The sequence below is a fragment of the Castellaniella defragrans 65Phen genome, from assembly GCF_000612685.1.
Taxonomy (GTDB): domain Bacteria; phylum Pseudomonadota; class Gammaproteobacteria; order Burkholderiales; family Burkholderiaceae_B; genus Castellaniella; species Castellaniella defragrans.
Genome location: NZ_HG916765.1, coordinates 2,066,663 through 2,088,976 on the forward strand (window position 1 = coordinate 2,066,663; position 22,314 = coordinate 2,088,976).

The following is a 22,314-nucleotide window of genomic DNA, read 5'->3' on the forward strand; positions in this document are numbered from 1 at the left end:
CCCGGCCGCAAGGCGGCGCGGTCATCACGGCCGGTGCGGTCGGTGTGGCCGGCGCGTTTGATACAGCCGGTACGTTTGGTACGGCCGATACGTTTGGTGCAACCGGTACGTTTGTTGCGGCCGGTGCAGCCGGCACAGCCCCTGCAGTCGGGGGGGCTCCGTTCGGCGGGCCCGACCCTGCCGGACAGGCCCACCGGCGCCGCCTGCACGAGGGCCTGATCGCGGCGCTGCAACTGCGCCGCCGCGACATCGGCGGGATGAGCGACGCTGCGCTGCGCGCCGAGGCCGCCGCCGTGCTGGCCGGCCTGATCGCGGCCGACGAGGCCCTGCCTGCGGGGCTCGACAGGCAGGCGCTGGCGCGGGAGCTGGTGGACGAGGCCGTCGGCCTCGGGCCGCTCGAACCGCTGCTGGCCGATCCGGGCGTCACCGAGATCATGGTCAACCGCCACGATGAAATCTTCGTCGAGCGCGGCGGGCGCCTGGTGCGCGCCGCCGCCAGCTTCAGCGGCGAGCAGGCGGTGTTGGGCATCATCGACCGGATCGTGGCGCCGCTGGGACGGCGGATCGACGAGAGCGCGCCCATGGTCGATGCCCGCCTGCGCGACGGCTCGCGGGTGAATGCGGTGATCGCGCCCATCGCGCTGCGCGGCGCCAGCCTGACGATCCGCAAGTTTCCCGCGCGGCGCCTGGACATGCCCGACCTGCTGGCGGTCGGCGCCCTGGACGAGGCCATGGCGCGGTTCCTGACGCACTGCGTGCGCCATCGCAGGAACCTGATCGTCTCCGGCGGCACGGGCTCGGGCAAGACCAGCCTGCTGAACGTCCTGTCCAACGCCATCCCGGCCGGCGAGCGCATCATCACCATCGAGGACGCCGCCGAACTGCGCCTCAACCACGCCCACCTGGTCAGCCTGGAAGCCCGGCCGCCCAATGCGGAAGGCCGGGGCCGCGTCGAGATCCGCGATCTGGTGCGCAACGCGCTGCGCATGCGCCCGGACCGCATCGTGGTGGGAGAATGCCGCGGCGGCGAGGCCTTCGACATGCTGGCCGCCATGAACACCGGGCACGAGGGCTCGCTGACCACGCTGCACGCGAACAGCCCGCGCGATGCCCTGGGCCGGCTGGAGACCATGATCCTCATGGCGGGCATGGACCTGCCGCTGGCCGCGATCCGCGAGCACATCGCCTCCAGCATCGATTTCATCGTCCAGCTGGTGCGCGCCGCCGATGGCCGCCGCCTGGTGAGCGCGATCGTCCAGGTGACGGGCCAGGAGGGCGGCCGCATTCAGCTCCAGGAACTGTTCCTGGGACGCGTCGGGCCGCCCGCCGTGTTCACCGGCTGCGGCCTGCCGCCCGACGGCTTCGAGGGCGCGGCAGCGCTGGACACCGCCCTGTTCTCCGGCCGCACGGTCATCCAGGGCCGGGCGGCCCTGGACGAGGCCCCGCCGCGGAATGCCTCGTCCGGCGGTACTCCGTCCAGCGATGCCTCGCCCGGCGGCACCCCGCCCGGCGATGCCTCCCGCCGGGACGCATCGTCTCCGGGAGGCGCGTCATGTCGATCCTGATCTTCGTGCTGCTGGCGGGCAGCGTCGCGCTCGCCGTCTGGTGGTTGTTCGGCCAGGCCGAGCGCGCCTGGGCGCGCTACGAGGACCGCATGCGCGACGAGACCCGGCGCACGCTGGACGCCTCCTTCCTGTTCCTGGACATGGCCCAGCTGCGGCCGGCCGTGGCCGGCCTGGGCCTGGCGCTGATGCTGGCGGTGGCCTGGCTGGCGGGCCGCTGGTGGGGCGTGCTGCCCGTGCTGGCCGGCCTGCTGTGCGCGCCGCCGCTGATCCTGCGCCACGTGCGCCGGCGCCGTGCGCGGCGGTTCGACGCCCAGCTGCCCGATCTGGTCCTGGCGCTGGCTGGCGCGTTGCGCGCGGGGGCGGGCGTCCAGCCGGCCTTGCGGCATCTCGTGGCCCAATCCAGTCCGCCGCTGTCCCAGGAGTTCGGCCTGATGCTGCGCGAACAGCGCCTGGGCCTGGGTTTCCAGGACGCCCTGCTGCAGCTGCGCGCGCGCATGCCGACGGAATCCTGCGGCCTGGTGGTGTCGGCGCTGGGCATCGCCGCCCGCACGGGCGGCAGCCTGGCCGACACGCTGGAGAGCATCGCCCAGACGTTGCGGGCACGCCAGCACTGGCTGGGCCGGGTCGAGGCGCTGACCGCGCAGGGCCGCATGCAGAGCCGCATCATGGCCGGCCTGCCGGCGGTGCTGGCACTGGTGCTCAGCCGCCTGGAGCCCGAGGCCATGGCCTTGCTGTGGCAGACCTGGTATGGCTGGATCGTGCTGGCGGCGATCCTGCTGCTGGAGGGCCTGGGCATCTTCTGGATCCGGCGCGTGGCCGCGATCGAGGTGTAGGGCGGCGGGCCGGCGACCGAGGGGAGAAACGGCATGGCGTGGTTCTGGATCGGTTTGTGCCTGGCGGCGCTGGCGGCCTGCCTGGGCCTGTGGGTGCTGGGCGGTCCCTGGGCCGCGGCGCGTGGCGAGGCCCGCATCCGGCCGCCCGCCTTCTGGTGGCCCTGGGTGCTGGCGCTGGCGCCCTGGTGCGCGCCCTTCGTCACCTGGCGCATGCGCCGTGAACTGCAGCGTTGGGGGCCGCGCGCCGGTCTGGCGCCGCATTGGGCGGCGGACCGCTGGCTGGCGGCCTGCGTGCTCTTGGCCGGCTGCGGCGCCGCGCTGGCCGGGGCGGGCGCGCTGATGGGAGGCGCGCCGGTGCGGATCGGCATCCTCGCGGCGCTGGCGGGCGCCGCCCTGGGCTTCGTCTGGCCGGACCAGATCCTGCGCCGCCGGGCCGCGGCGCGGCGGCTGCGCATGATGCGGGAGCTGCCCTTCATGCTGGACCTGCTGACCCTGTGCGTGGAAGCCGGCCTGAGCCTGCCGGCGGCGCTGCATCAGGTGGCCGGCCATGCGCCCGACGGCCCGCTGCGCCAGAGCCTGCGGGATGCCGCCGCGCTGGAGCGCACCGGCGTGGACCGGCCGCGCTGGCTGCTGCACTGGGCGGACCACGCGGACGTGCCCGGGGTGCGCAACCTGGTCGCGGCCCTGGCCCAGGCCGACCGGCTGGGCATGGGGCTGGGGCCGCTGCTGCGGGCCCAGGCCGAGCGCCAGCGCAGCGAACGCTTCCTGCGCGCCGAAAAGCTGGCGCTGGAGGCACCGGTGCGGATGCTGTTCCCCATGGTGCTGTGCATCTTTCCCTGCACCTTCCTGGTGATCGGCTTTCCCGTGGCGGTGAAGCTGCTGGATGCGGGATTCTGATGCTGTGCCCCGATACCTGGGGTGGCGGCCGAAGGCGGCCGGGGCCCTGCCGGCGGTTTGCCTGGCGCGGTCCCCGGACGCCGGCGCCGTGGCTCGCCTCGGCCGGGCCTTTGCGCCTGTATTGCGCGCGCTCGTTCGCCGCGCGCCTGCTGGGTCTGCGCCTGTGGCCCGACTGGGGCGCGCGGCCCCGCGGACTGCTCCTGCCGGGGTGCCGCGCCGTGCATACCCTGGGCCTGGCGCAGCCCGTGGACCTGGTGTTCCTGGATGCCGCGGGCCGCGTCGTGCGGGTGCTGCCGCGCGTGGACCCGGGGCGTTGCGTGCTGTGCCGCCGCGCCCGGGCCGTCGTCGAATTGCCCGCGGGCTATTGCGCCCGGCGCGACTGGCGCGCTCAGGTCGAGGCCGCCTGGCTGGGGCGGAAGATCGTGGTGTAGATGGTGTAGAAGCTGCAGTACAGCAGGGCGGTGATGAAGACGTCCAGCAGCAGCGCGAGCCAGGCCAGCAGGCCGGCCGGCAGGCCGACGGCGGCCAGCCCTTCCAGCAGGCCGTGCAGGCCGAAGAAGAGGGCCGCCCAGGTGGCCACGTAGAGGATGATGGCGTATTTGTTGCGCCAGCACGCGACCATGGAATAGAACAGCGCCCGGCGCAGGGGCAGCCGGTGCCAGCCGACCAGGGCCGGCGTGTGCCAGAACAGGGCCGACAGCAGCACGTAGAACAGGCCGAACACCATCAGCGGACCTTGCAGGGCCTGGAGCAGGGCGGTGAAGTCGGGCTGCTCGGCGGTGCCCAGGGCGTCCAGCATCGAGGACATGAAGGGCAGCACGGCGGCCAGGGCGGCGAGAAAGGAGCAGCCCAGGTAGGCAAGGCCCAGTTTCAGCAGGGCGCCCGTCGTGCCGGGGCTCTGCAGCGGCTGGAGCCACAGGCCGGGCACCATCCGCACGCCTTCGTCCAGCTTGCGGCAGGCGCACAGCGTCAGGAAGGCCAGCAGCGGGGTCAGCAGCACCAGCGCGGCCTGGCCCAGCACCGGAACGAGGGCGCCGACGTTGACGAAGAAGCTGGTGGCGACGCTCCAGAAGATCATGGCCATAGGCTGGCGGCGGAACAGCCGGATGCCCTGGACGATCCAGGACCAGCCGGCGCTGGGGGGCAGAATGGCGGCTTGCAGGGACGTCATGGGCGGGGCAGGGCGGGCGCGGGCTGCTCGGTGCGCAGCCGCAGGATGCGCTCGAAGTGGCGCGGATCGTGCGGCTTGAGCGTCTGGGCCGGCCGGGGCAGGTGGAAGTCGTACAGGCGGGAGATCCAGAAGCGCAGGGCCGCCGCGCGCAGCATCGCCGGCCAGGCGGCGCGCTCTTCCTCGGTGAAGGGGCGCACGGCGTGGTAGGCCTGCAGCCAGGCCTCCAGGCGCCGGCGCACGAAGGCCCCCGTCGCGCGGTGGATGCACCAGTCGTTGACGCTGACCGCCACGTCGAACAGCCAGGTGTCGCAGCCGGCGAAGTAGAAATCGATGAAGCCGCCCATGTGGGGCGACTCGAAGGTGCCGTCGAACAGCACGTTGTCGCGGAACAGGTCGCAGTGCGCGGGCCCGTAGGGCAGCCGCGCGGGCGCGCCCGAGGCGGCGAAGGCGATCTGCTCGTCCAGCGTGCCCTGCAGCAGGGCGGCCTGCCCAGGATCCAGGAAGGGCGCTAGAGCCGGGGCGGTGGCCTTCCACCAGTCCAGGCCGCGCAGATTGGGCTGGTGGATGGGGAAGTCCTGCGCCGCCAGGTGGGCGCGGGCCAGGGTCTGGCCGGCCAGGGCGCAATGGGCCGGGCCGGGCTCGGGCTCGTAGCCGCCCGACAGGCGCGTCACGATCGCGGCCGGCTTGCCGTTCAGCTCGGTCAGGCGGGTGCCGTCGAGCAGGGTCTGGGGCTCGGGCACGGGTACGCCGCGGCCGGCCAGGTGGTGCATCAGCTCGATGTAGAACGGCAGCTGTTCGGCGGTCAGGACCTCGAACAAGGTCAGGACGTAGGCGCCCCCGGTGGTGTCGAGGAAATAGTTGGTGTTCTCGATGCCGGCGGTGATGCCGCGCAGGGCGACCAGTTCGCCCAGCTGGTAGCGCCGCAGCAGCGCGCGGGCATCGTCTTCGGTGACGGGGGTGAATACGGCCATGGGGATACGCATGCGGCCGCGAAAGGCCGGGGTTGGAGTCGGAATCGGTCAGCCGGGATTTTAGACGAAAAGCCGGGCCCGGCTTCGGCGCGGGTCCGCGCCGCCCGGCTAAAATGGCGGATTGCCCAGGAATGTTCCGCATGTCCCACTCTTTGCCCGGCAGCCCCCGGCCCGGCGACCGTCCCGTCAGGCCCGGATCCATGTCCCGACCCGCGCCCCAGTCCGCGTCCGAACCCCGGCCCTGGCGCCTGTGCGTGGCGCCGATGATCGACGTCACCGACCGGCATTGCCGCTATTTCCATCGCCTGCTGTCGCCCCGCGCCCGCCTGTACACCGAGATGATCACCACCGGCGCGCTGCTGCACGGCGACGTGGGCCGGCACCTGGACTTCGATCCCGCCGAGCATCCCGTGGCCCTGCAGCTGGGCGGCAGCGAGCCGGACGCACTGGCGCAGTGCGCCCGGCTGGGCGAGCGCTGGGGCTACGACGAGATCAACCTGAACTGCGGCTGCCCGTCCGAACGGGTCCAGCGCGGCGCCTTCGGCGCCTGCCTGATGGCCGAGCCGCATCTGGTCGCCGATTGTGTGCGCGCCCTGCGGGATGCCGTGTCGGTGCCGGTGACGGTCAAGCATCGCCTGGGCCTGGACTACGACGAGTCCTACGATTTCGTGCGCGATTTCGTCGGCATCCTGTTCGAGGCCGGCTGCCGGGTGTTCATCGTCCATGCGCGCAACGCGGTGCTCAAGGGACTGTCGCCCAAGGACAACCGGGAAAAGCCGCCGCTGCGCTATGCGGATGCCGTGCGCCTGAAGCAGGATTTTCCGGATGCGGCGTTCGTGCTGAATGGCGGCCTGGCCGAGGTCGGGACCTGCCTGGAATGGATGGAGCGCCTGGACGGCGTGATGCTGGGCCGGGCGGCCTGGCACCATCCGGACATCCTGGCCGAGCTGGACCGCCGCATGGCGCCCGGTGCGGCATTTCCGGACCCCGAAGCCGTGCTGGACGCCTGGGTGGATTATGTGGCGGCGCAGCACGCGCGCGGCGTGCCGATGCACATCATGATGCGCGGCGTGCTGGGCTGGCGCACCGGCCGTCCCGGCGCGCGGCAATGGCGGCGCATGCTGTCGGACCCCGCGCTGCTGCGGGCCGAAGGCCCGGCACTGCTGCGCCGCGCCTGGCAGGCCGTGGGCTGAACGGCGAACCCCCGCATCGGTGAACCCCCGCGCTGGCGGATCTCCGCGCCGGCAAGCCCTTCGTCTTCGGGGAAGAAGAGGGAAGCGCCGGGCGGCGTCCGCCGCCCGGCCGTGCAGGGGGCCTTGCGGCCGCGCCGGACTCAGGCCTTGCGGGCCGTCTCGGACGTGTCGGCGGGCCAGTCGCGGATGTAGGCCTTGAGCATGTCGTTCTCGAACTGCTGCGCCTCGACGATGGCGCGCGCCATGTCGTAGAACGAGATCACGCCCATCAGGGTGGGGCCGTCCATCACGGGGATGTAGCGCGCGTGCTTGTCGAGCATCAGGCGCTGGACCTCGTCGGCGTCGGTGTTGGGCGTGACGCTGACGGGCGCGTCGTCCATGATGCTGCGCACCGTGTAGTCGCCGGCCTGGCCGTCGTGGGTGTTGAGGTGGTTGATGATTTCGCGGAAGGTCAGCATGCCGGCGAGCCGGCCGTGGTCCATGATGACCAGCGAGCCGATGTCGAGCTGGCTCATGGTGGCGATGGCTTCGCGCACCGGCATGTCGGGCGTCCCCGTGTACAGCGTGTGCCCCTTCACGCGCAGGATTTCATTGACTTTCAGCATGTCGATTCCCAGTGGCGCCGCGGTCCGGCTATTTGTCCATTATTGTGCATCATCGTCCCGGTTTTCGATAGCGTCGCCGCCGATAGCGTCGCCGCCGAAGAGCGCGTCCAGGACGGGCGGGTCGCCCAGCAGGGTGCGCGACAGGGCGTCGAGCATGCCGGGCCGCAGCCCCGCCTGCGCGCGGTCGATCAGCAGCCGGTCCACCAGCGGGCCGATGTCGGCCCGGGCCGGATCGCAGGCCAGTACCCATTGCTCGCCGTCGGCCACCGGCACGACGTAGCCCAGCTCCCGCAGGGCGCCGAGCATGTCGCGCAGGGCGTCGGGATGGACGCGCAGGTGCTTTTCCAGGTAGCCCAGGCTGCGTCCCGGCGGCAGCGCGCCGCGCGCATGCCACAGGATGCGCAGGATGCCCAGCGCGTCGACGGCCTGCGCCCCGACGTGCCGGCGCAGCGCCCAGCGGTGCAGGCGCAGCGCCGGCAGCAGCGAGGCCACCGTGGCGCCCATCAGCACCACCAGCCAGGACAGGTAGATCCACAGCAGGAAGATCGGCAGGGTGGCGAAGGCCCCGTAGATGACGGTGTAGGAGGGAAAACGCGTCAGGTAGGCGGTGAACCCGGCCTTCATCACGGCCAGCACCGCCGTGGTGCCCAGGCCGCCCAGCGCGGCGTCGCGCCACAGCACGCGGCAGTTGGGCACGAACATGAACAGGGCCGTGAAGCCCAGGACCGACATCAGCAGGGGCACCAGGTTGAGCAGCAGGCCGATGCCCTCGGACAGGTCGCCGATGTAGCCCAGGGATTCCCGTGCCAGCACCGAACTGGCCCACAGGCTGGCGCCCATCAGGATCGGCCCCAGCGAAATGATCGCCCAGTACACCAGCAGCCGCTGGCGCATGGGGCGCTGGCGCGCGACGTTCCAGATTTCGTTGAAGGCCTCGTCGATGGTCATGATGAGCATGATCGAGGTCACCACCAGGAAGGCGCTGCCCACCGCCGTCAGTCCGGACGCCTGCGCGGCGAACTGGTTGAGGTAGCTCATGATGGTGTCCGACACCGAGGGCGGCAGCAGGCTTTCGCTGAGGAAGGTTTCCAGGGCCTGGCGGAACTGGGCGAACAGCGGGAAGGCGGTGAACAGCGCCAGCACCACCGCCAGCAGCGGCACGATCGCCAGCACCGTGGTGAAGGTCAGGCTGGAGGCCACCCGGGTCAGCTTGCGGTGCGCGGCGAAGTCCAGCGTGAAGCGCAGGACGTCCAGTGCGCGGCTGCGGCGCTCGGCCGGGGACGGGGCGGTGGTTTGCGGTATCGTCATGGGGCGGGCAGGGGTTTCGGGTCATAATACCAGCATGGAAAGCATGGAAATCAAGTTCAGTCCGGGCCTGCACGGCCTGGCGTGCGTCTGCCTGTTCGGCCTGATCGTGCTGTGCGTGGGCTGGGAGCTGTGGTGGGCACCCCTGCGCCCGGGCGGCACGCTGATGGCCCTGAAGGCCGTGCCGCTGCTGTTCGCCGTGGGCGGCGTGCTGCGGCGCCGGCTCTATACGCTGCAGTGGGTGTCCATGCTCAGCCTGCTCTACCTGATGGAAGGCGTGGTGCGGGCCTGGTCCGACGTCTCGCCGCTGTCGGCGGCGCTGGCCGGCCTGGAGATCCTCCTGTCGCTGGGCCTGTACCTGGGCGCCATCCTCTATGTGCGTCCCGCCAAGCGGGCGGCGCGCCATGGCTGATGCGCAGGCGGACGGCCCGCTGGCCAGCCTGCGCGCGGGCTGCTCGTTCGCGTCCCTGCCGCAGGCTTTCTACTCCCGGGTGCAGCCCCGTCCCCTGCGGGAGCCGCGCCTGCTGCACGCCAATCCGGACGCCGCGGCCCTGATCGGCCTGGACGCCGCCGCGCTGCGCTCGCCCGAATTCCTCGCCCTGTGTTCCGGCGCCGGCCGGCTGGCCGGCATCCAGCCCCTGGCCACGGTCTACAGCGGCCACCAGTTCGGCGTCTGGGCCGGGCAGCTGGGCGATGGCCGGGCGCATCTGCTGGGCGATGTCCGCACCTCCGGCGGCACCTGGGAACTCCAGCTGAAGGGCTCGGGCCGCACGCCGTATTCGCGCATGGGCGACGGCTGGGCCGTGCTGCGCTCCAGCGTGCGCGAATACCTGGCCAGCGAGGCCATGGCCGGCCTGGGCATCCCGACGACCCGGGCGCTGGCGCTGGCCGCCTCGGACGATCCGGTGGTGCGCGAGACTGTCGAGACCGCCGCCATCGTCACCCGCCTGGCGCCCAGCTTCGTGCGCTTCGGCCATTTCGAGCACTGGGGCCATTCGCACCACGAGCAGAAGGCGCTGCTGGACTACGTCGTCGAGCACTGGTATCCCGAATGCCGGGAGACGGCCGGCGGCGAGACCGACACGCCGGCCACGGCCTGCCGCCTGCTGGCCGAGGTGACGCGGCGCACGGCGCGCCTGATCGCCCAATGGCAGCTCGCGGGCTTCTGCCACGGAGTGATGAACACCGACAACATGTCCATCCTGGGCCTGACGCTGGACTATGGGCCGTACGGCTTCATGGACGCCTTCCAGGCGGACCACGTCTGCAACCACAGCGACACGGCGGGCCGCTACGCCTGGAACGCCCAGCCGGCCGTGGCGCGCTGGAATTTGTACCGCCTGGCGGGCAGCCTGCTGGTGCTGGGCTGCGAGGCGCCCTCGCTGGAAGCCTGTCTGGCGCCCTTCGAGGCCGAGTTCCTCGCGGCCTACCGGGACGGCCTGGCGCGCAAGCTGGGGCTGAACGCCTGGCGGCCGGAGGACGCGGCGCTGGAGGACGACTGGTGGGGTCTGCTGCATGCGCAGCGGGCCGATTTCACTCTGGCCTTCCGCCGGCTGGCCGATGCCGACCGCGATCCCGGCCCCTGGCTGGCGCTGTTCGCCGATCCCGCGCCGGCGCGCGCCTGGCTGGACCGCTATCTGGCCCGGCGGGCCGGGCAGGGCGGGGATGCGGCCGCGCGCCGCGCCGCCATGGACCGCGCCAATCCCCTCTACGTGCTGCGCAACCATCTGGCGCAGCGCGCCATCGAGGCCGCGCAGCGGGGCGATGCCTCGGAAATCGACCTGTTGCTGGGCCTGCTGCGCGACCCGTACACCGAGCGTCCCGGCTTCGAGTCCCATGCCCAGCCGCCCGCCGACGACACGCCGGCGGTGCCGGTGAGCTGCTCGTCCTGAGGACGGGGTGCGCGCGGGCCGGACCGTTACGGCCCGCCGCCCCGCCGCCGTCCGGCCGCCAGGGTCCGCTATCGCGCCTGGCCGACACGTCTGACCGTCACGCCTGACCGCCACGTCCGGCTATCACGCTTAACGATCACGCCGGCCGCAGCGATTCCGCGGGCGGCCCCAGGCGGAAGCGGCTGACGGCCGCCACGAGCGAGGACGCCTGCTGCGCCAGGCTGCCGGATGCGGCGGCCGCTTCCTCGACCAGCGCCGCATTGCTGCGGGTGATGTCGCTGAGCTGGGAGACGGCGGCATTGATCTGCTCCAGGCCCAGGGACTGCTCGTCCGTGCTGGCGCGCACGTGGCTCACGAGCTGGTTGAGCTGGCCGATCTGCTCGCCGGAGAAGCGCGTGTCTTCGGCGATCGCCTGGATGCCGCTGGCTACCTGCTCGGCCTGCCGCGTGCTGTTTTCCACCAGGCTGGCGATTTCCCGCGCCGCGTTGGAACTGCGCAGGGCCAGCGCCTGGACTTCCATGGCGACCACATCGAAGCCCTGCCCCCGCTCGCCGGCGCGCGCCGCCTCGATGCCCGCGTTGAGGGCCAGGATCTTGGTCTGGAAGGCGATGCCCTCGATCAGGGCCGTGATGCCTTCGATCTGGCGCGAGGTGTGGCTCATGCGTCCGATGGCCGCTTCGATGGCGCGCACCTGCTGCAGGCTGCGGATCACGGCGGCATTGGCGCGGGCGGCGAACAGGGCGGCCTGGCGGGCCGTTTCGGCGTTGTTCCGCACGGTGCCGGTGATTTCCTCCATGGCGGCGGCGGTTTCCGAGATGTCGGCCGCCTGCAGCTCGGTGCGTTCGGCCAGGTCCGTGTTGCCCAGGTGGATCTGGCTGGAGCCTGTGGCGATGTGGTCGCTGCTGGCGCGCACCGAGGACACGATCCGGCGCAGCGATTCCTGCATGTGGGCCATCGCGCTGAGCACGCTGTGGGGCGGCGCCCGGGAGGTGTCGATGGGCAGGCTGAGGTCGCCCGCGGCGATCGAATGCGCGATGTCGGCGACCTCGGCGGGCTCGGAGCCCATCTGCCGCATCAGCCAGCGGGTCAGGACGATCCCCAGGAGGACCGCGCACAGGGCGCTGGCGATGGTCAGGCCGACGATCAGCAGGCTGGCGCGGTCGTAGATGGTGCGGGTGTCCCGGCTGAGCGCGCCGGCCTGCTGCTGCCGCTCTTCGATGAGCCGGCCCATCAGCGCATCGGCATGATTCGCCAGCGGCACGATCTCCCGGTACAGCATCGAGACCGATGCGCGCACGGGCTGCAGGGGCTCGCCGGCGATCAGCCGGGCGACCTGGCGGATGCCGGCGGCATAGGCCTGTGCCGCGGCCCGGGTTTCCTTGAGCAGGGGCGAATCGGCGTTGGGATCGGCGTCGGGGGCCGTGGCGGCCAGGGCCTGCTGCAACGCGCCGAGATGCCGCTCGACGGCGGCCAGCTGGGCATCCCGGGTTTCCTGGGCCGGGGCCAGGGCGGCGATGCGGATGGCGCGGGCGGCCAGCAGCATCTGCTGGTTGGCCAGGGCCGCCTGCTGCAGGTTGCGCAGGTCCCGGTGGTACATGGTTTCCGCCAGGGTGTGGATCCGCCCGCTGGCGTACAGGCCGATGGCGCCCATCAGCAGCGTCAGGGCCGCGCCCGCCAGGAAACTTGCAATCAGCCGGGTGGCGACGCCGGGCCGGCTCAGGGTACGCATGCGCAAGGGAATTCTCCGATGTGTTCCGCAAGAATGGGAGTCCGTGATGGGTGTCCGTGGACCGCGAGAATGATTGTCCGATCCGGGTGGACTTGTAAAGGCCGTACCCGGGTACGGAGCCGTCCGGGTTATCCCGCATGGGGCCTCCGGCGCGCGGCAGCGGCGCGCCGATCTCAACGGCGCGCCGATCTGTTAGCCTTGAAGCACTCCGTTTTTCCGCTCGCGGTTTTCCGTCCTTTGCCATGAATGCTCCGAACGACGCCCGTTCCCTCATCTCTTCCTGCGACCACTGGGTCGAACATCCGCGAGGGCGCATCTTCGTCCGCGTCTGGCGGCCGGGCGTGTCAGAGGCTTCGGATGTGCCAGAGGCTTCGGATGTGTCGGAGTCTCCAGGCGCATCCGAGGCGTCCGGGGCCGCCGGCGCTGCGGGGACCGCGGGCATGGCTGGCTCGGCCGGCTCCGCGCCGCCGCCCATCGTGCTGCTGCACGATTCGCTGGGCTGCGTCGAGTTGTGGCGCGATTTTCCGGCGGCGCTCGCCCAGGCCACCCGCCGGACGGTGGTGGCCTACGACCGGCCGGGCTTCGGGCGCTCCGACCCGCGCGCGGATCTGCCGTCGCCGGATTTCGTCGCCGAGGAGGCGGCCGACGTGTTCCCCGCGGTCTGCGAACAACTGGGCATCTCGGCGTTCGTGGCCATGGGCCACAGCGTGGGCGGCTGCATGGCGATTCCCTGTGCGGCGCTGCACGCGGAGCACTGCGAAGCGCTGGTGACGCTGGCGGCGCAGGTCTATGCGGAAGACCGGACGCGCGCGGGCATCCGCGCGGCCAGCGCATCGTTCCGCGATCCGGCGCAACTGGAGCGGCTGGCCAAATACCACGGCGACAAGGCTTCCTGGGTGCTGGCCGCCTGGGTCGAGACCTGGCTCAGCCCGGACTTCGACGCCTGGTCGCTGACCGGCGTGCTGCCGCGCGTGCGCTGTCCGGTCCTGGCGATCCACGGGGATCAGGACGAGTACGGCTCCACCATCCATCCCGAGCTGATCCGCCGGCACAGCGGCGGGCCGACACGCATCGAACTCATGCCGGGCGTGGGGCATTTCCCCCACCGGGAACGCATGGACGAGGTGCTGCGCCTGGTGGCGGCGTTCCTCAGCGGTCCTCGCAGTCCTCGATGAACCGCGGGCGGCCGAATAGCCAGCCCTGCGCCCGCTGCACGCCCAGTTCCGCCAGCTGGTGCGCCTGGGCCTCGGTCTCGACGCCTTCGGCCGTGAGCGAAAGCCCCAGCGTGCCGGCCAGCCGTCCGAGATGCAGGACCACTTCGCGGGCGGTGCGGGAATCGCAGACGCGCCGGGTCAGGCGGTGGTCGATCTTGACCGCGTCCAGCGTCAGTTCGACCAGGGCCTGGAGATTGGCGTAGCCGGTGCCGAAGTCGTCCAGGTGCACCTGGATGCCCTGGGCGCGGATCGCCCGGATCACCGGCCCGCAGCGTTCGGATTCCAGCAGGCAGCGCTCGGTCAGTTCGACGTTCAGGAACGGGCCGCCCAGCGCCTGGACCAGTTTCGAGAGCAGCGCGGCGGTTTCCAGGGTCCTGGCGTCCGCCGCCGACAGGTTGATCGACAGGCGGACGGGATCGGCGATCCGGTGGGTGATGCGCTCCTCGGCGGCCAGCCGGCAGACCTGCCGCGTGATGTCGCGGATCAGGCCGGCGCGCTCGGCGATGGGGATGAAGACGTCAGGACCGATGGACATCCGCGGCCAGCGGATCAGGGCTTCGATGCCGACCGGCCGGCGGCTGCGCAGGTCCACGATGGGCTGGTAGGCCAGGCGGAATTCCCGCCGCTCCAGGGCGAGCCTCAGGGCGGCCAGAAGGCCCGGCCCGGTGCTTTCCGCGAGAGACCCCCACACCCCATCGATCTGCGCGAGGGGGGAACGGTCTCCGGAATGGCGCCCTGCCGCGGCTTCTTCCATAAGGTTTAGGCCTTTAATTTTTTGATTCTAGTCAAATCGTTTTGTTACGGATAACATAACCGTGCGTCGTATAGCGGTGAGAGCGCGGCCGATCTGCATGGAAGGCATATCGGTACGCGGCATTCATGAATTCCTGATTGCCAGCGGGCAATCTAACGTCCGTACCCAGGTACGGAATCAAGGGATTCATGAGGTGACGCATTGAACATCAGTCGTGCCGCGAAACTGGCCGGCGTGAACGTGGAAACCATACGGTATTACCAGCGCCGCGGCCTCGTCGCGGTGCCGGCCAAGCCCATCGGTTCCCACCGGCGCTATTCCCTGGACGTCGTCGAGCGGATCCGCTTCATCAAACGGGCGCAGGCCTGGGGCTTCTCGCTCGACGAAATATCCCTTCTGCTGCAGCCTGCGCGCGAGGTGCAATGTGCCCAGGTGCAGGAACTGGTCCAGGAGAAGATCCAGACCTTGCATAGCCAGATGCGGGACCTGGGCCGGATGGTCGCGGGGCTGGAATCCCTGCTGGAGCAATGCCGCGGGCAGCCAGGCTGCGCCCAGTGCCCGCTGCGGGGCGATGCGCTGTGCCTGGCCCCGGGTGCGGCCTGACGCCGCCGTTGCCGTTGCCGTTGCCTTCGTCTTCGCCGCCACCGTCGTGCTCCAGGTCCGCGGGCCCCATGTCCTTTTCCATCCGGAACTGCCGCACGACGCCCAGCAGCTGCAGAGCCTGTTCGCTCAGGCTGGCGGCCGCGGCGGCCGATTCCTGCACCAGCGCGGCGTTTTGCTGGGTGATGTCGTTGAGCTGGCTCACGGCGGCGTTGATCTGGCCCAGGCCCGAGGTCTGCTCGGTGGTGGCCGCGTCCGCGGAATCGATGAGCTGAGCGACCTGCCGGATCTTGTCCACCAGCGACCGGATCTCGACGCTGGCCTGTTCGATCTCCCGGGCGCCGGCATCGGTGCGCTCCACGCTGCGGGCGATGAGCGCCGTGATCTCGCGCGCGGCCAGCGCGCTTTTCTGCGCCAACGCGCGAACCTCGCCGGCCACCACGGCGAAGCCGCGGCCCTGCTCGCCGGCGCGGGCGGCCTCGACCGCGGCGTTGAGCGCCAGGATGTTGGTCTGGAAGGCGATGCTGTCGATCACCTGCACGATGCCGGCCACTTCGTGCGAGACTTCCTGGATCCCTTGCATGGTCTGGAGGATGGATTCGATGCGCTGGCCGCCGTCCGCCGCCGCCTGGCTGGCATCCGTGGAGAACCGGGCGGCCTGGCGCATGGCCTGCGCCGTCGCGGACACGGTGCCCGAGATCTGGTCCATGGCGGCGGCCGTCTCGGTGATGTCCGCGGCCTGTCGCTCCGTGCGTTGCGCCAGGTCGGTGTTGCCCAGGCGGATCTGCTCGGAGCCGCTGGCGATGTGATCGCTGCCCGCGCGCACCGTGCCCACGATCCCGCGCAGGGACTCCTGCATGTGCAGCATGGCCCGCATCACGCTGTCGCGGTGCGCGCGCGAGGCGTCGAGCGCCGTGCTCAGGTCGCCATGGGCCACGGCCCGGGCCACCCGCGCCACGTCCTGCGGCTCGCCCCCCAGCGCGCGGCTCAGGCCGCGGGTGAGGGCCAGCCCGATGCCCAGCCCCAGGGCGACGCCGCCCAGGGTCAGGCCGAGGATGAGCCAGACCATGCGCGCGTAGATCGAGGCGGTTTCCTCGCTGAGCGCGGCCGCCTGGGCGAGGCGCCGTTCGATGAGCTGGGCCATCAGGGCGTCCAGGCGGTTGGCCGTGGGAACGACCTGGCCGTACAGGATGCCGACGGATTGGCGCGCCTGCTGGAGCGGCTCGGTCGGCAGGATGTCGGCCACCTCCAGGATGTGCTTGCGGTATTCGCGCGAGGCTTGCGTGGCCTGGGCGAGCAGGTTGCGCTCCTCGGGCGTGGTGAACGCCTGCGCGGCGCGCGCCAGGTTCGCGTCCAGATTGTCCAGATGCTGCCGGACGGCGCGCAATTGCGCGTCCCGGACTTCCGCCGTGGGCGCCAGCGCGGCGATCCGGATGGCCCGGGCATTCATGAGCAGCTGCTGGTTGGCCTGGGCCGTGTCGCGCAGGCCCACGGTATCGCGGCGGTACATGGTCTCGGCCATCTGGTTGACCGTACGGGTGGCGTACAGGCCCAGCGCGCCGATCAGCGCGGCGATGCCGCTGACGATGAGGAAACCGCAGATGAGCCGCGTGGACGTACGCAGGGTTCGGCGCTGTGCCATGGAGCCTCCTTCGGGAGCGTCGTTCGATCGCTGGAAAGCTACGCTCCGTACCCGGCTACGGAGTCAAGCCCCGCGCCGCCGGCGCCCGGGCCGCGCAATGGCAAAGATGCGATAATCGGTCGGTGCGTGCGCGGCGCCCGCGTGCCCGCGTCCCGGCCGCCCCGGCGCGGCCCTCATGAGAAACCACCACCGAGAAACCACCACCCATGTCCGGCAATACCCTCGGAAACCTGTTTCGTGTCACCAATTTCGGCGAATCGCACGGCCCGGCCATCGGCGCCGTGATCGACGGCTGCCCGCCGGGCATGGCGCTGTCGGAAGCCGACATCCAGGCGGAACTCGACCGGCGCCGGCCGGGCACCTCGCGCCACGTCACCCAGCGCCGCGAGCCGGATACCGTGGAAATCCTGTCGGGCGTGTTCGAGGGCATCACCACCGGCACGCCCATCGGCCTGCTGATCCGCAACACCGACGCGCGCAGCAGGGACTACAGCAACATCGCCGACACCTTCCGCCCCGGCCACGCCGACTACACCTACTGGAAGAAATACGGCGTGCGCGACCCCCGCGGCGGCGGGCGCTCCTCGGCGCGCCTGACGGCCCCCACCGTGGCGGCGGGCGCGGTGGCGCGCAAATGGCTGATGCAGGAACACGGCGTGCGCATCCGCGGCTGCATGAGCCAGCTCGGGCCGATCCCGATTCCCTTCGTGTCCTGGGACGCCGTGCCGCAGAATCCCTTCTATGCGCCCAACGCCGACATCGTGCCGGAACTCGAAGCCTTCATGGACCGCCTGCGGCACGACGGCGACTCCATCGGCGCGCGCATCGAAGTCACGGCCGAAGGCCTGCCCGCAGGCTGGGGCGAGCCCATCTACGACCGGCTGGACGCGGACATCGCCCACGCCATGATGGGGCTGAACGCCGTCAAGGGCGTATCGATCGGCTCGGGCTTCGACTGCGTCTCGATGCGCGGCTCGGAACACGGCGACGAACTCGGCCCCGACGGCTTCATGGGCAACCACGCGGGCGGCGTGCTGGGGGGGATTTCCTCCGGCCAGCCGCTGCGGGTGTCGCTGGCGATCAAGCCCACGTCCAGCATCCGCATCGAGCGCCGCTCGGTGAACCGCGCCAACGAGCCGGTCATGGTGCAGACCCTGGGCCGCCACGATCCCTGCGTGGCGATCCGCGCCACGCCCATCGCCGAGGCTCTGCTGGCCATCGTGCTGATGGACCACGCCTTGCGCCACCGGGGGCAATGCGGGTGAGGCCGCACGTGAAAGGGTCCCCGCGGATCCTTTCACGCCGGCCGAATCGGCGCGGCCCGCGGGCCGCCCGTCCCATTCGAGACATGCCGCCACTGTGAAGGAATGATGATGATCCGAGCCATCCGAAACCTTTCCGCGATGGGCCTGGCCGCGCTGCTGGCGGCCTGTGCCCAGGTCCAGACCACCCAGTCGGGACTGGTGGGCGTGAACCGCACCCAGACCATGTCCACCCTGGTGTCCGAGGCCGAACTGAACCAGCAGGCCGAAGTCGAGTACCGCCAGATCCTGGCCCAGGCCAAGGCCAAGGGCGCGCTGGACACTCCCGCCGCGCAGACCCAGCGCGTCCAGGCCATCTCGCGCAAGCTCATCGCCCAGGTCGGCGTCTTCCGGCCGGATGCGCGCAACTGGGCCTGGGAAATCCACCTGCTGAAATCCGGCGAGGTCAACGCCTGGTGCATGCCGGGCGGCAAGATCGCGGTCTACACCGGCCTGCTCGACAAGATTCAGCCCACGGACGCCGAACTCGCGGCGGTGCTGGGGCACGAGATCTCCCACGCCCTGCGGGAGCATGCGCGCGAACAGGTCTCGCGCCAGATGGCCGCCAACGTCGGCCTGTCGATCCTCTCGGCCGTCACCGGCAACCAGGCCGTGGCCGACCTGGGCTCCTCGCTGACGCAGGTCATGTTCACCCTGCCCAACAGCCGCTCCAACGAGACCGAGGCCGACCGCATGGGCGTGGAACTGGCCGCCCGCGCCGGCTACGACCCGCGCGCCGCCATCACGCTGTGGCAGAAGATGGAGCAGTCCGGCGGCGGGGGACAGCCCGAAATCCTGTCCACCCACCCCTCGTCGCAAAGCCGCATCGCGGATCTAGCCCAGGCCTCCGAGATCGTGCTGCCGCTCTACCAGGGCAAGAAATAGAGCAGGAAGCAGGGCGGGAAATGGGGCAGGAATAGGGCAGGAATAGGGCAGGAATAGGGCAGGAAATAGCGCAAGAAACGCACCGCAAGAAACGGCGGCAGCGCCACACCGCAGCGTTCCCCGCTGCTCACCGCCCACCGCCATCGCCCACCGCCGCAGGCCCGATGGGCCCCCGGGTGGAGGGACTGTTCGCAGCCTGTCCCGGAACCCGGGGGCCCGTCGGGCCGTCCCAAGCAAGCCCACCCGAACAAGCCAGGATCCCCCGCAAAGTTTCCGATGAAACACCCCCGCCACCTCATCCAAGCTGGTATCTGGTACCTCCAATACTAGGATATTCGCTGGCCTTGTCCGGCAAGATCACACTGGCATAATGGATTCATCGCGTCCGCGGGCCCGGATCCTTCCGGGCATACGCCCGCGGACGGCGCCCCTTTCCCGACGATTCTCGAGGCCACGACCATGCCCCAAACCCTGTACGACAAGCTCTGGGACGCCCATGTGGTGCACCAGGGCCCGGACGGCACCTGTCTGCTGTACATTGACCGCCACCTCGTCCACGAAGTCACCAGCCCGCAGGCCTTCGAGGGCCTGGAACTGGCCGGCCGCAAACCGTGGCGGATCTCCGCCAACCTCGCCGTGGCCGACCACAACGTGCCCACCACGGCGCGCAGCGAGGGCATCCAGGACCCGGTTTCGCGCCTGCAGGTCGAGACCCTGGACAAGAACTGCGACACCTGGGGCATCACCGAATTCCGCATGAACGACCGCCGCCAGGGCATCGTCCACGTCATCGGGCCGGAGCAGGGCGCCACCCTGCCGGGCATGACCGTCGTCTGTGGCGATTCGCACACCAGCACGCACGGCGCCATGGGCGCGCTGGCCTTCGGCATCGGCACCTCCGAAGTCGAGCACGTCCTCGCCACCCAGACGCTGCTGATGAAAAAGAGCCGCAGCATGCTGGTGCGCGTGGAAGGCGAACTGCCCTTCGGCTGTACGGCCAAGGACCTGATCCTGTACGTGATCGGGCGCATCGGCACGGCGGGCGGCACCGGCTACGCCATCGAGTTCGGCGGCAGCGCCGTGCGCGGCCTGTCCATGGAAGGCCGCATGACGGTCTGCAACATGGCCATCGAGGCCGGCGCGCGCTCGGGCATGGTGGCCGTCGACCAGACCACCATCGATTATTTCAAGGGCCGCCCCTACGCGCCCGAGGGCGCCCTGTGGGACCAGGCCGTGGAATACTGGCGCACCCTGCATTCCGATCCGGACGCCACCTTCGACCGCGTGGTGGAGATCGACGCGGCCGACATCGAGCCGCAGGTCAGCTGGGGCACCTCGCCGGAAATGGTGGCCGCCGTCGGCGCGCAGGTGCCGGACCCGGCCGCCGAGGCCGACGCCGTGCGCCGCAAGGGCATGGAGCGCGCCCTGCAGTACATGGACCTGAAAGCCGGCACGCCGCTGACCGAGATCGCCATCGACAAGGTCTTCATCGGCTCCTGCACCAATGCGCGCATCGAGGACCTGCGCGCCGCCGCCGCCGTGGCCAAGGGCCGCCGCGTGGCCGCCAACGTGCGCCTGGCCATGGTCGTGCCGGGCTCCGGCCTGGTCAAGGCCCAGGCCGAACGCGAGGGCCTGGACCGCGTCTTCCTGGACGCCGGCTTTGAATGGCGCGAGCCGGGCTGTTCGATGTGCCTGGCCATGAACGCCGACCGGCTGGAGCCGGGCGAGCGCTGCGCCTCGACCTCGAACCGCAACTTCGAGGGTCGCCAGGGGCAGGGCGGCCGCACCCATCTGGTCAGCCCCGCCATGGCCGCCGCCGCCGCCGTGGCCGGACATTTCGTCGACGTGCGCACTTTCCAATAGGATTCCGAACATGCAAGCCTTCACCACGCACCGGGGCCTGGTGGCCCCCCTGGACCGGGAAAACGTCGATACCGACCTGATCATTCCCAAGCAGTTCCTGAAATCCATCAAGCGCACGGGCTTCGGCCCCAACCTGTTCGACGAGCTGCGCTACCTGGACCACGGCGAGCCGGGCATGGACAACAGCGGCCGACCGCTGAATCCGGATTTCGTGCTGAACCGGCCGCGCTACCAGGGCGCCTCGATCCTGCTGTGCCGCAAGAACTTCGGCTGCGGCTCCAGCCGCGAGCACGCGCCCTGGGCGCTGCAGCAGTACGGCTTTCGCGCGCTCATCGCGCCGTCCTACGCCGACATCTTCTTCAACAACAGCTTCAAGAACGGCCTGCTGCCCATCGTGCTGCCCGAGGCCGTGGTGGCGCGCCTGTTCCAGGCGGTCGAAGCCGCGCCGGGCTACGAGCTGACCGTGGACCTGGCCGAGCAGCGGGTGTCCGCGCCCGACGGCGAATCCTGGTCCTTCGAGATCGACGCCTACCGCAAGGAATCGCTGCTGAAGGGTCTGGACGAGATCGGCCAGACCCTGCTGCACGCCGACGAGATCCGCGCCTTCGAGGCGCAGCGCATGGCGCGGCACCCCTGGCTGGTGCGCCAGAACCCCGCCAGCCTTTGATTTTTCACCTTTTCCTCAACCCCATGGCGCCGCGCGCGAGCGGCGCCCTCCGGCCCGGCCCGCGGCTGGCGCGAATCCGTTCGCGCACCGGGGACCGGGCCTTCAAGAACCGGAATCCTTCATGACTTCTCGCATCGCAGTCCTGCCGGGCGACGGCATCGGCCCCGAAATCGTCGAACAGGCCGTGCGCGTGCTGCGCGCGCTCGACCTGGACCTGGAGCTGGCCGAGGCGCCCGTGGGCGGCGCCGCCTACGCGGCCAAGGGCCACCCCCTGCCCGAAGACACCCTGGCCCTGGCCAGGCAGTCCGACGCCGTGCTGTTCGGCGCCGTGGGCGACTGGAAATACGACCACCTGGAACGCGCCCTGCGCCCGGAGCAGGCGGTGCTGGGCCTGCGCAAGGCGCTGGGTCTGTTCGCCAACCTGCGCCCGGCGATCCTGTACCCGGAACTGGCCAACGCTTCCTCGCTCAAGCCCGAAGTGGTCGCCGGACTGGACATCCTGATCGTGCGCGAACTCACGGGCGACATCTATTTCGGCCAGCCGCGCGGCGTGCGCACGCTGGAGGACGGTCCCTTCGCGGGCGAGCGCCAGGGCTACGACACCATGCACTACGCCGAGACGGAAATCCGCCGCATCGCCCACGTGGCCTTCCAGGCCGCCGCCAGGCGCCAGGGCCGGCTGTGCAGCGTGGACAAGGCCAACGTGCTGGAGACCTCGCAGTTCTGGCGCGACATCGTGACCGACGTGGCCCGCGAATATCCCAAGGTCGAACTCTCCCACATGTACGTGGACAACGCCGCGATGCAGCTCGTGCGCGCGCCCAAGGCCTTCGACGTGGTGGTGACCGGCAACCTGTTCGGCGACATCCTGTCGGACGAGGCCGCCATGCTGACGGGCTCGATCGGCATGCTGCCCTCGGCGTCGCTGAACGCCAGCCGGCAGGGCCTGTACGAGCCCAGCCACGGTTCGGCGCCGGACATCGCCGGCCAGAACGTCGCCAATCCCCTGGCGACCATCCTGTCGGCGGCCATGATGCTGCGCTATTCCCTGGACGCGCCCGCCGCCGCCGACCGGATCGAGGCCGCCGTGCAGGCGGTGCTGGCCCAGGGCTTGCGCACGGCCGACATCTTCGAGGCCGGCACTACCCGGGTTTCCACCTCGGAAATGGGCGATGCCGTGCTGAAGGCATTAAACTGAAGCGTTAAACTGACGCATTACACTAGGCG

General features: G+C 70.7%; 19 protein-coding genes and 2 pseudogenes. 14 read left to right on the top strand and 7 right to left on the bottom strand.

Going from position 1 to position 22,314, the window contains the following annotated elements:
* Nucleotides 1–113: 113 nt before the first annotated feature.
* The 4 genes and pseudogenes from BN940_RS20305 to BN940_RS09245 form a co-directional block, all read left to right on the top strand.
* Nucleotides 114–1,565 (top strand): annotated as a pseudogene (locus tag BN940_RS20305) (CpaF family protein); the annotation flags it as partial.
* Nucleotides 1,553–2,398: a type II secretion system F family protein gene (locus BN940_RS09235; protein WP_043682383.1), complete on the top strand. Its 846-nt coding sequence runs from the start codon at nucleotides 1,553–1,555 to the stop codon at nucleotides 2,396–2,398. The pseudogene BN940_RS20305 and the gene BN940_RS09235, both read left to right, overlap by 13 nt.
* A gap of 33 nt (nucleotides 2,399–2,431) precedes the next feature.
* Nucleotides 2,432–3,295: a type II secretion system F family protein gene (locus BN940_RS09240; protein ID WP_043682386.1), complete on the top strand. Its 864-nt coding sequence runs from the start codon at nucleotides 2,432–2,434 to the stop codon at nucleotides 3,293–3,295.
* Nucleotides 3,296–3,405: 110 nt separating this feature from the next.
* A complete protein-coding gene (locus tag BN940_RS09245; protein WP_052355748.1) occupies nucleotides 3,406–3,726 on the top strand; it encodes a DUF192 domain-containing protein in 321 nt (106 codons plus the stop codon).
* Here the strand turns inward: BN940_RS09245 and BN940_RS09250 are convergent.
* Together BN940_RS09250 and BN940_RS09255 are read right to left on the bottom strand one after the other, a co-directional pair.
* Nucleotides 3,684–4,466 carry a BPSS1780 family membrane protein gene (locus BN940_RS09250; RefSeq protein ID WP_052355749.1) on the bottom strand — a complete coding sequence of 261 codons (783 nt, stop codon included), beginning with the start codon at nucleotides 4,464–4,466 and terminating at the stop codon, nucleotides 3,684–3,686. The two genes, BN940_RS09245 and BN940_RS09250, sit on opposite strands and share 43 nt — an antisense overlap.
* Nucleotides 4,463–5,437 (bottom strand): homoserine kinase, encoded by a 975-nt coding sequence (locus BN940_RS09255; protein WP_043682389.1) that lies wholly within the window; start codon nucleotides 5,435–5,437, stop codon nucleotides 4,463–4,465. The genes BN940_RS09250 and BN940_RS09255 overlap by 4 nt, the downstream gene beginning before the upstream one ends.
* Nucleotides 5,438–5,700: 263 nt before the next feature.
* Here BN940_RS09255 and dusA point away from each other — a divergent pair, with 263 nt between their 5' ends.
* Nucleotides 5,701–6,630, top strand: coding sequence for a tRNA dihydrouridine(20/20a) synthase DusA (dusA, locus tag BN940_RS09260; protein ID WP_043682392.1), 930 nt, complete (start codon nucleotides 5,701–5,703; stop codon nucleotides 6,628–6,630).
* A 140-nt stretch (nucleotides 6,631–6,770) separates the two neighbouring features.
* On the opposite strand, the gene BN940_RS09265 is transcribed toward dusA, so the two are convergent.
* The gene (locus BN940_RS09265; protein WP_043682395.1) at nucleotides 6,771–7,235 is read right to left on the bottom strand and encodes a CBS domain-containing protein; all 465 of its coding nucleotides are present in this window, start codon (nucleotides 7,233–7,235) and stop codon (nucleotides 6,771–6,773) included.
* A 39-nt stretch (nucleotides 7,236–7,274) separates the two neighbouring features.
* Nucleotides 7,275–8,543: a YihY family inner membrane protein gene (locus BN940_RS09270; protein ID WP_052355750.1), complete on the bottom strand. Its 1,269-nt coding sequence runs from the start codon at nucleotides 8,541–8,543 to the stop codon at nucleotides 7,275–7,277.
* A 43-nt stretch (nucleotides 8,544–8,586) separates the two neighbouring features.
* On the opposite strand from BN940_RS09270, the gene BN940_RS09275 reads away from it, so the two are divergent.
* Entirely contained in the window at nucleotides 8,587–8,952 is a 366-nt protein-coding gene (locus BN940_RS09275; protein ID WP_043682398.1) for a DUF2069 domain-containing protein, read from the top strand.
* Nucleotides 8,945–10,432 carry a protein adenylyltransferase SelO gene (locus tag BN940_RS09280; protein ID WP_043682400.1) on the top strand — a complete coding sequence of 496 codons (1,488 nt, stop codon included), beginning with the start codon at nucleotides 8,945–8,947 and terminating at the stop codon, nucleotides 10,430–10,432. Before BN940_RS09275 ends, BN940_RS09280 begins: the two co-directional genes overlap by 8 nt.
* Nucleotides 10,433–10,568: 136 nt before the next feature.
* Here the strand turns inward: BN940_RS09280 and BN940_RS09285 are convergent, their stop codons facing one another.
* On the bottom strand, nucleotides 10,569–12,161 hold the full coding sequence (locus BN940_RS09285; RefSeq protein ID WP_242404311.1) for a methyl-accepting chemotaxis protein: 1,593 nt from the start codon (nucleotides 12,159–12,161) through the stop codon (nucleotides 10,569–10,571).
* 440 nt (nucleotides 12,162–12,601) lie between these two features.
* Here BN940_RS09285 and BN940_RS09290 point away from each other — a divergent pair, with 440 nt between their 5' ends.
* Complete coding sequence (locus tag BN940_RS09290; protein WP_323028740.1) at nucleotides 12,602–13,336, top strand: alpha/beta fold hydrolase; 735 nt, start codon at nucleotides 12,602–12,604, stop codon at nucleotides 13,334–13,336.
* On the opposite strand, the gene BN940_RS09295 is transcribed toward BN940_RS09290, so the two are convergent.
* Nucleotides 13,311–14,066 carry an EAL domain-containing protein gene (locus tag BN940_RS09295; protein WP_158386263.1) on the bottom strand — a complete coding sequence of 252 codons (756 nt, stop codon included), beginning with the start codon at nucleotides 14,064–14,066 and terminating at the stop codon, nucleotides 13,311–13,313. The two genes, BN940_RS09290 and BN940_RS09295, sit on opposite strands and share 26 nt — an antisense overlap.
* A 264-nt stretch (nucleotides 14,067–14,330) precedes the next feature.
* On the opposite strand from BN940_RS09295, the gene BN940_RS19745 reads away from it, so the two are divergent.
* A complete protein-coding gene (locus BN940_RS19745; RefSeq protein ID WP_084330610.1) occupies nucleotides 14,331–14,732 on the top strand; it encodes a MerR family transcriptional regulator in 402 nt (133 codons plus the stop codon).
* Between the two features lie 238 nt (nucleotides 14,733–14,970).
* On the opposite strand, the pseudogene BN940_RS09300 reads toward BN940_RS19745, so the two are convergent.
* Nucleotides 14,971–16,344 (bottom strand): annotated as a pseudogene (locus tag BN940_RS09300) (methyl-accepting chemotaxis protein); the annotation flags it as partial.
* Nucleotides 16,345–16,577: 233 nt separating this feature from the next.
* On the opposite strand from BN940_RS09300, the gene aroC reads away from it, so the two are divergent.
* The 5 genes from aroC to leuB all read left to right on the top strand — a co-directional run bounded on the left by aroC (nucleotide 16,578) and on the right by leuB (nucleotide 22,285).
* On the top strand, nucleotides 16,578–17,636 hold the full coding sequence (aroC, locus tag BN940_RS09305) for a chorismate synthase (RefSeq protein ID WP_043682402.1): 1,059 nt from the start codon (nucleotides 16,578–16,580) through the stop codon (nucleotides 17,634–17,636).
* 108 nt (nucleotides 17,637–17,744) lie between these two features.
* The gene (locus tag BN940_RS09310) at nucleotides 17,745–18,557 is read left to right on the top strand and encodes a M48 family metallopeptidase (RefSeq protein WP_043682406.1); all 813 of its coding nucleotides are present in this window, start codon (nucleotides 17,745–17,747) and stop codon (nucleotides 18,555–18,557) included.
* A 459-nt stretch (nucleotides 18,558–19,016) separates the two neighbouring features.
* The gene (leuC, locus tag BN940_RS09315) at nucleotides 19,017–20,420 is read left to right on the top strand and encodes a 3-isopropylmalate dehydratase large subunit (protein WP_043682409.1); all 1,404 of its coding nucleotides are present in this window, start codon (nucleotides 19,017–19,019) and stop codon (nucleotides 20,418–20,420) included.
* A 10-nt stretch (nucleotides 20,421–20,430) separates the two neighbouring features.
* A complete protein-coding gene (gene leuD / locus BN940_RS09320) occupies nucleotides 20,431–21,087 on the top strand; it encodes a 3-isopropylmalate dehydratase small subunit (RefSeq protein WP_043682412.1) in 657 nt (218 codons plus the stop codon).
* Nucleotides 21,088–21,208: 121 nt separating this feature from the next.
* Complete coding sequence (gene leuB / locus BN940_RS09325; RefSeq protein ID WP_043682415.1) at nucleotides 21,209–22,285, top strand: 3-isopropylmalate dehydrogenase; 1,077 nt, start codon at nucleotides 21,209–21,211, stop codon at nucleotides 22,283–22,285.
* Nucleotides 22,286–22,314 lie beyond the last annotated feature (29 nt).

Bases quoted from the DNA above. Each gene is read 5' to 3' on its own strand.
- BN940_RS09235 (WP_043682383.1), top strand. From the start codon at position 1,553: ATGTCGATCCTGATCTTCGTGCTGCTGGCGGGCAGCGTCGCGCTCGCC.
- BN940_RS09240 (WP_043682386.1), top strand. From the start codon at position 2,432: ATGGCGTGGTTCTGGATCGGTTTGTGCCTGGCGGCGCTGGCGGCCTGC.
- BN940_RS09250 (WP_052355749.1), bottom strand. From the start codon at position 4,466: ATGACGTCCCTGCAAGCCGCCATTCTGCCCCCCAGCGCCGGCTGGTCC.
- BN940_RS09255 (WP_043682389.1), bottom strand. From the start codon at position 5,437: ATGGCCGTATTCACCCCCGTCACCGAAGACGATGCCCGCGCGCTGCTG.
- dusA (WP_043682392.1), top strand. From the start codon at position 5,701: ATGATCGACGTCACCGACCGGCATTGCCGCTATTTCCATCGCCTGCTG.
- BN940_RS09265 (WP_043682395.1), bottom strand. From the start codon at position 7,235: ATGCTGAAAGTCAATGAAATCCTGCGCGTGAAGGGGCACACGCTGTAC.
- BN940_RS09270 (WP_052355750.1), bottom strand. From the start codon at position 8,543: ATGACGATACCGCAAACCACCGCCCCGTCCCCGGCCGAGCGCCGCAGC.
- BN940_RS09275 (WP_043682398.1), top strand. From the start codon at position 8,587: ATGGAAATCAAGTTCAGTCCGGGCCTGCACGGCCTGGCGTGCGTCTGC.
- BN940_RS09280 (WP_043682400.1), top strand. From the start codon at position 8,945: ATGGCTGATGCGCAGGCGGACGGCCCGCTGGCCAGCCTGCGCGCGGGC.
- BN940_RS09285 (WP_242404311.1), bottom strand. From the start codon at position 12,161: ATGCGTACCCTGAGCCGGCCCGGCGTCGCCACCCGGCTGATTGCAAGT.
- BN940_RS09290 (WP_323028740.1), top strand. From the start codon at position 12,602: ATGGCTGGCTCGGCCGGCTCCGCGCCGCCGCCCATCGTGCTGCTGCAC.
- aroC (WP_043682402.1), top strand. From the start codon at position 16,578: ATGTCCGGCAATACCCTCGGAAACCTGTTTCGTGTCACCAATTTCGGC.
- BN940_RS09310 (WP_043682406.1), top strand. From the start codon at position 17,745: ATGATCCGAGCCATCCGAAACCTTTCCGCGATGGGCCTGGCCGCGCTG.
- leuC (WP_043682409.1), top strand. From the start codon at position 19,017: ATGCCCCAAACCCTGTACGACAAGCTCTGGGACGCCCATGTGGTGCAC.
- leuD (WP_043682412.1), top strand. From the start codon at position 20,431: ATGCAAGCCTTCACCACGCACCGGGGCCTGGTGGCCCCCCTGGACCGG.
- leuB (WP_043682415.1), top strand. From the start codon at position 21,209: ATGACTTCTCGCATCGCAGTCCTGCCGGGCGACGGCATCGGCCCCGAA.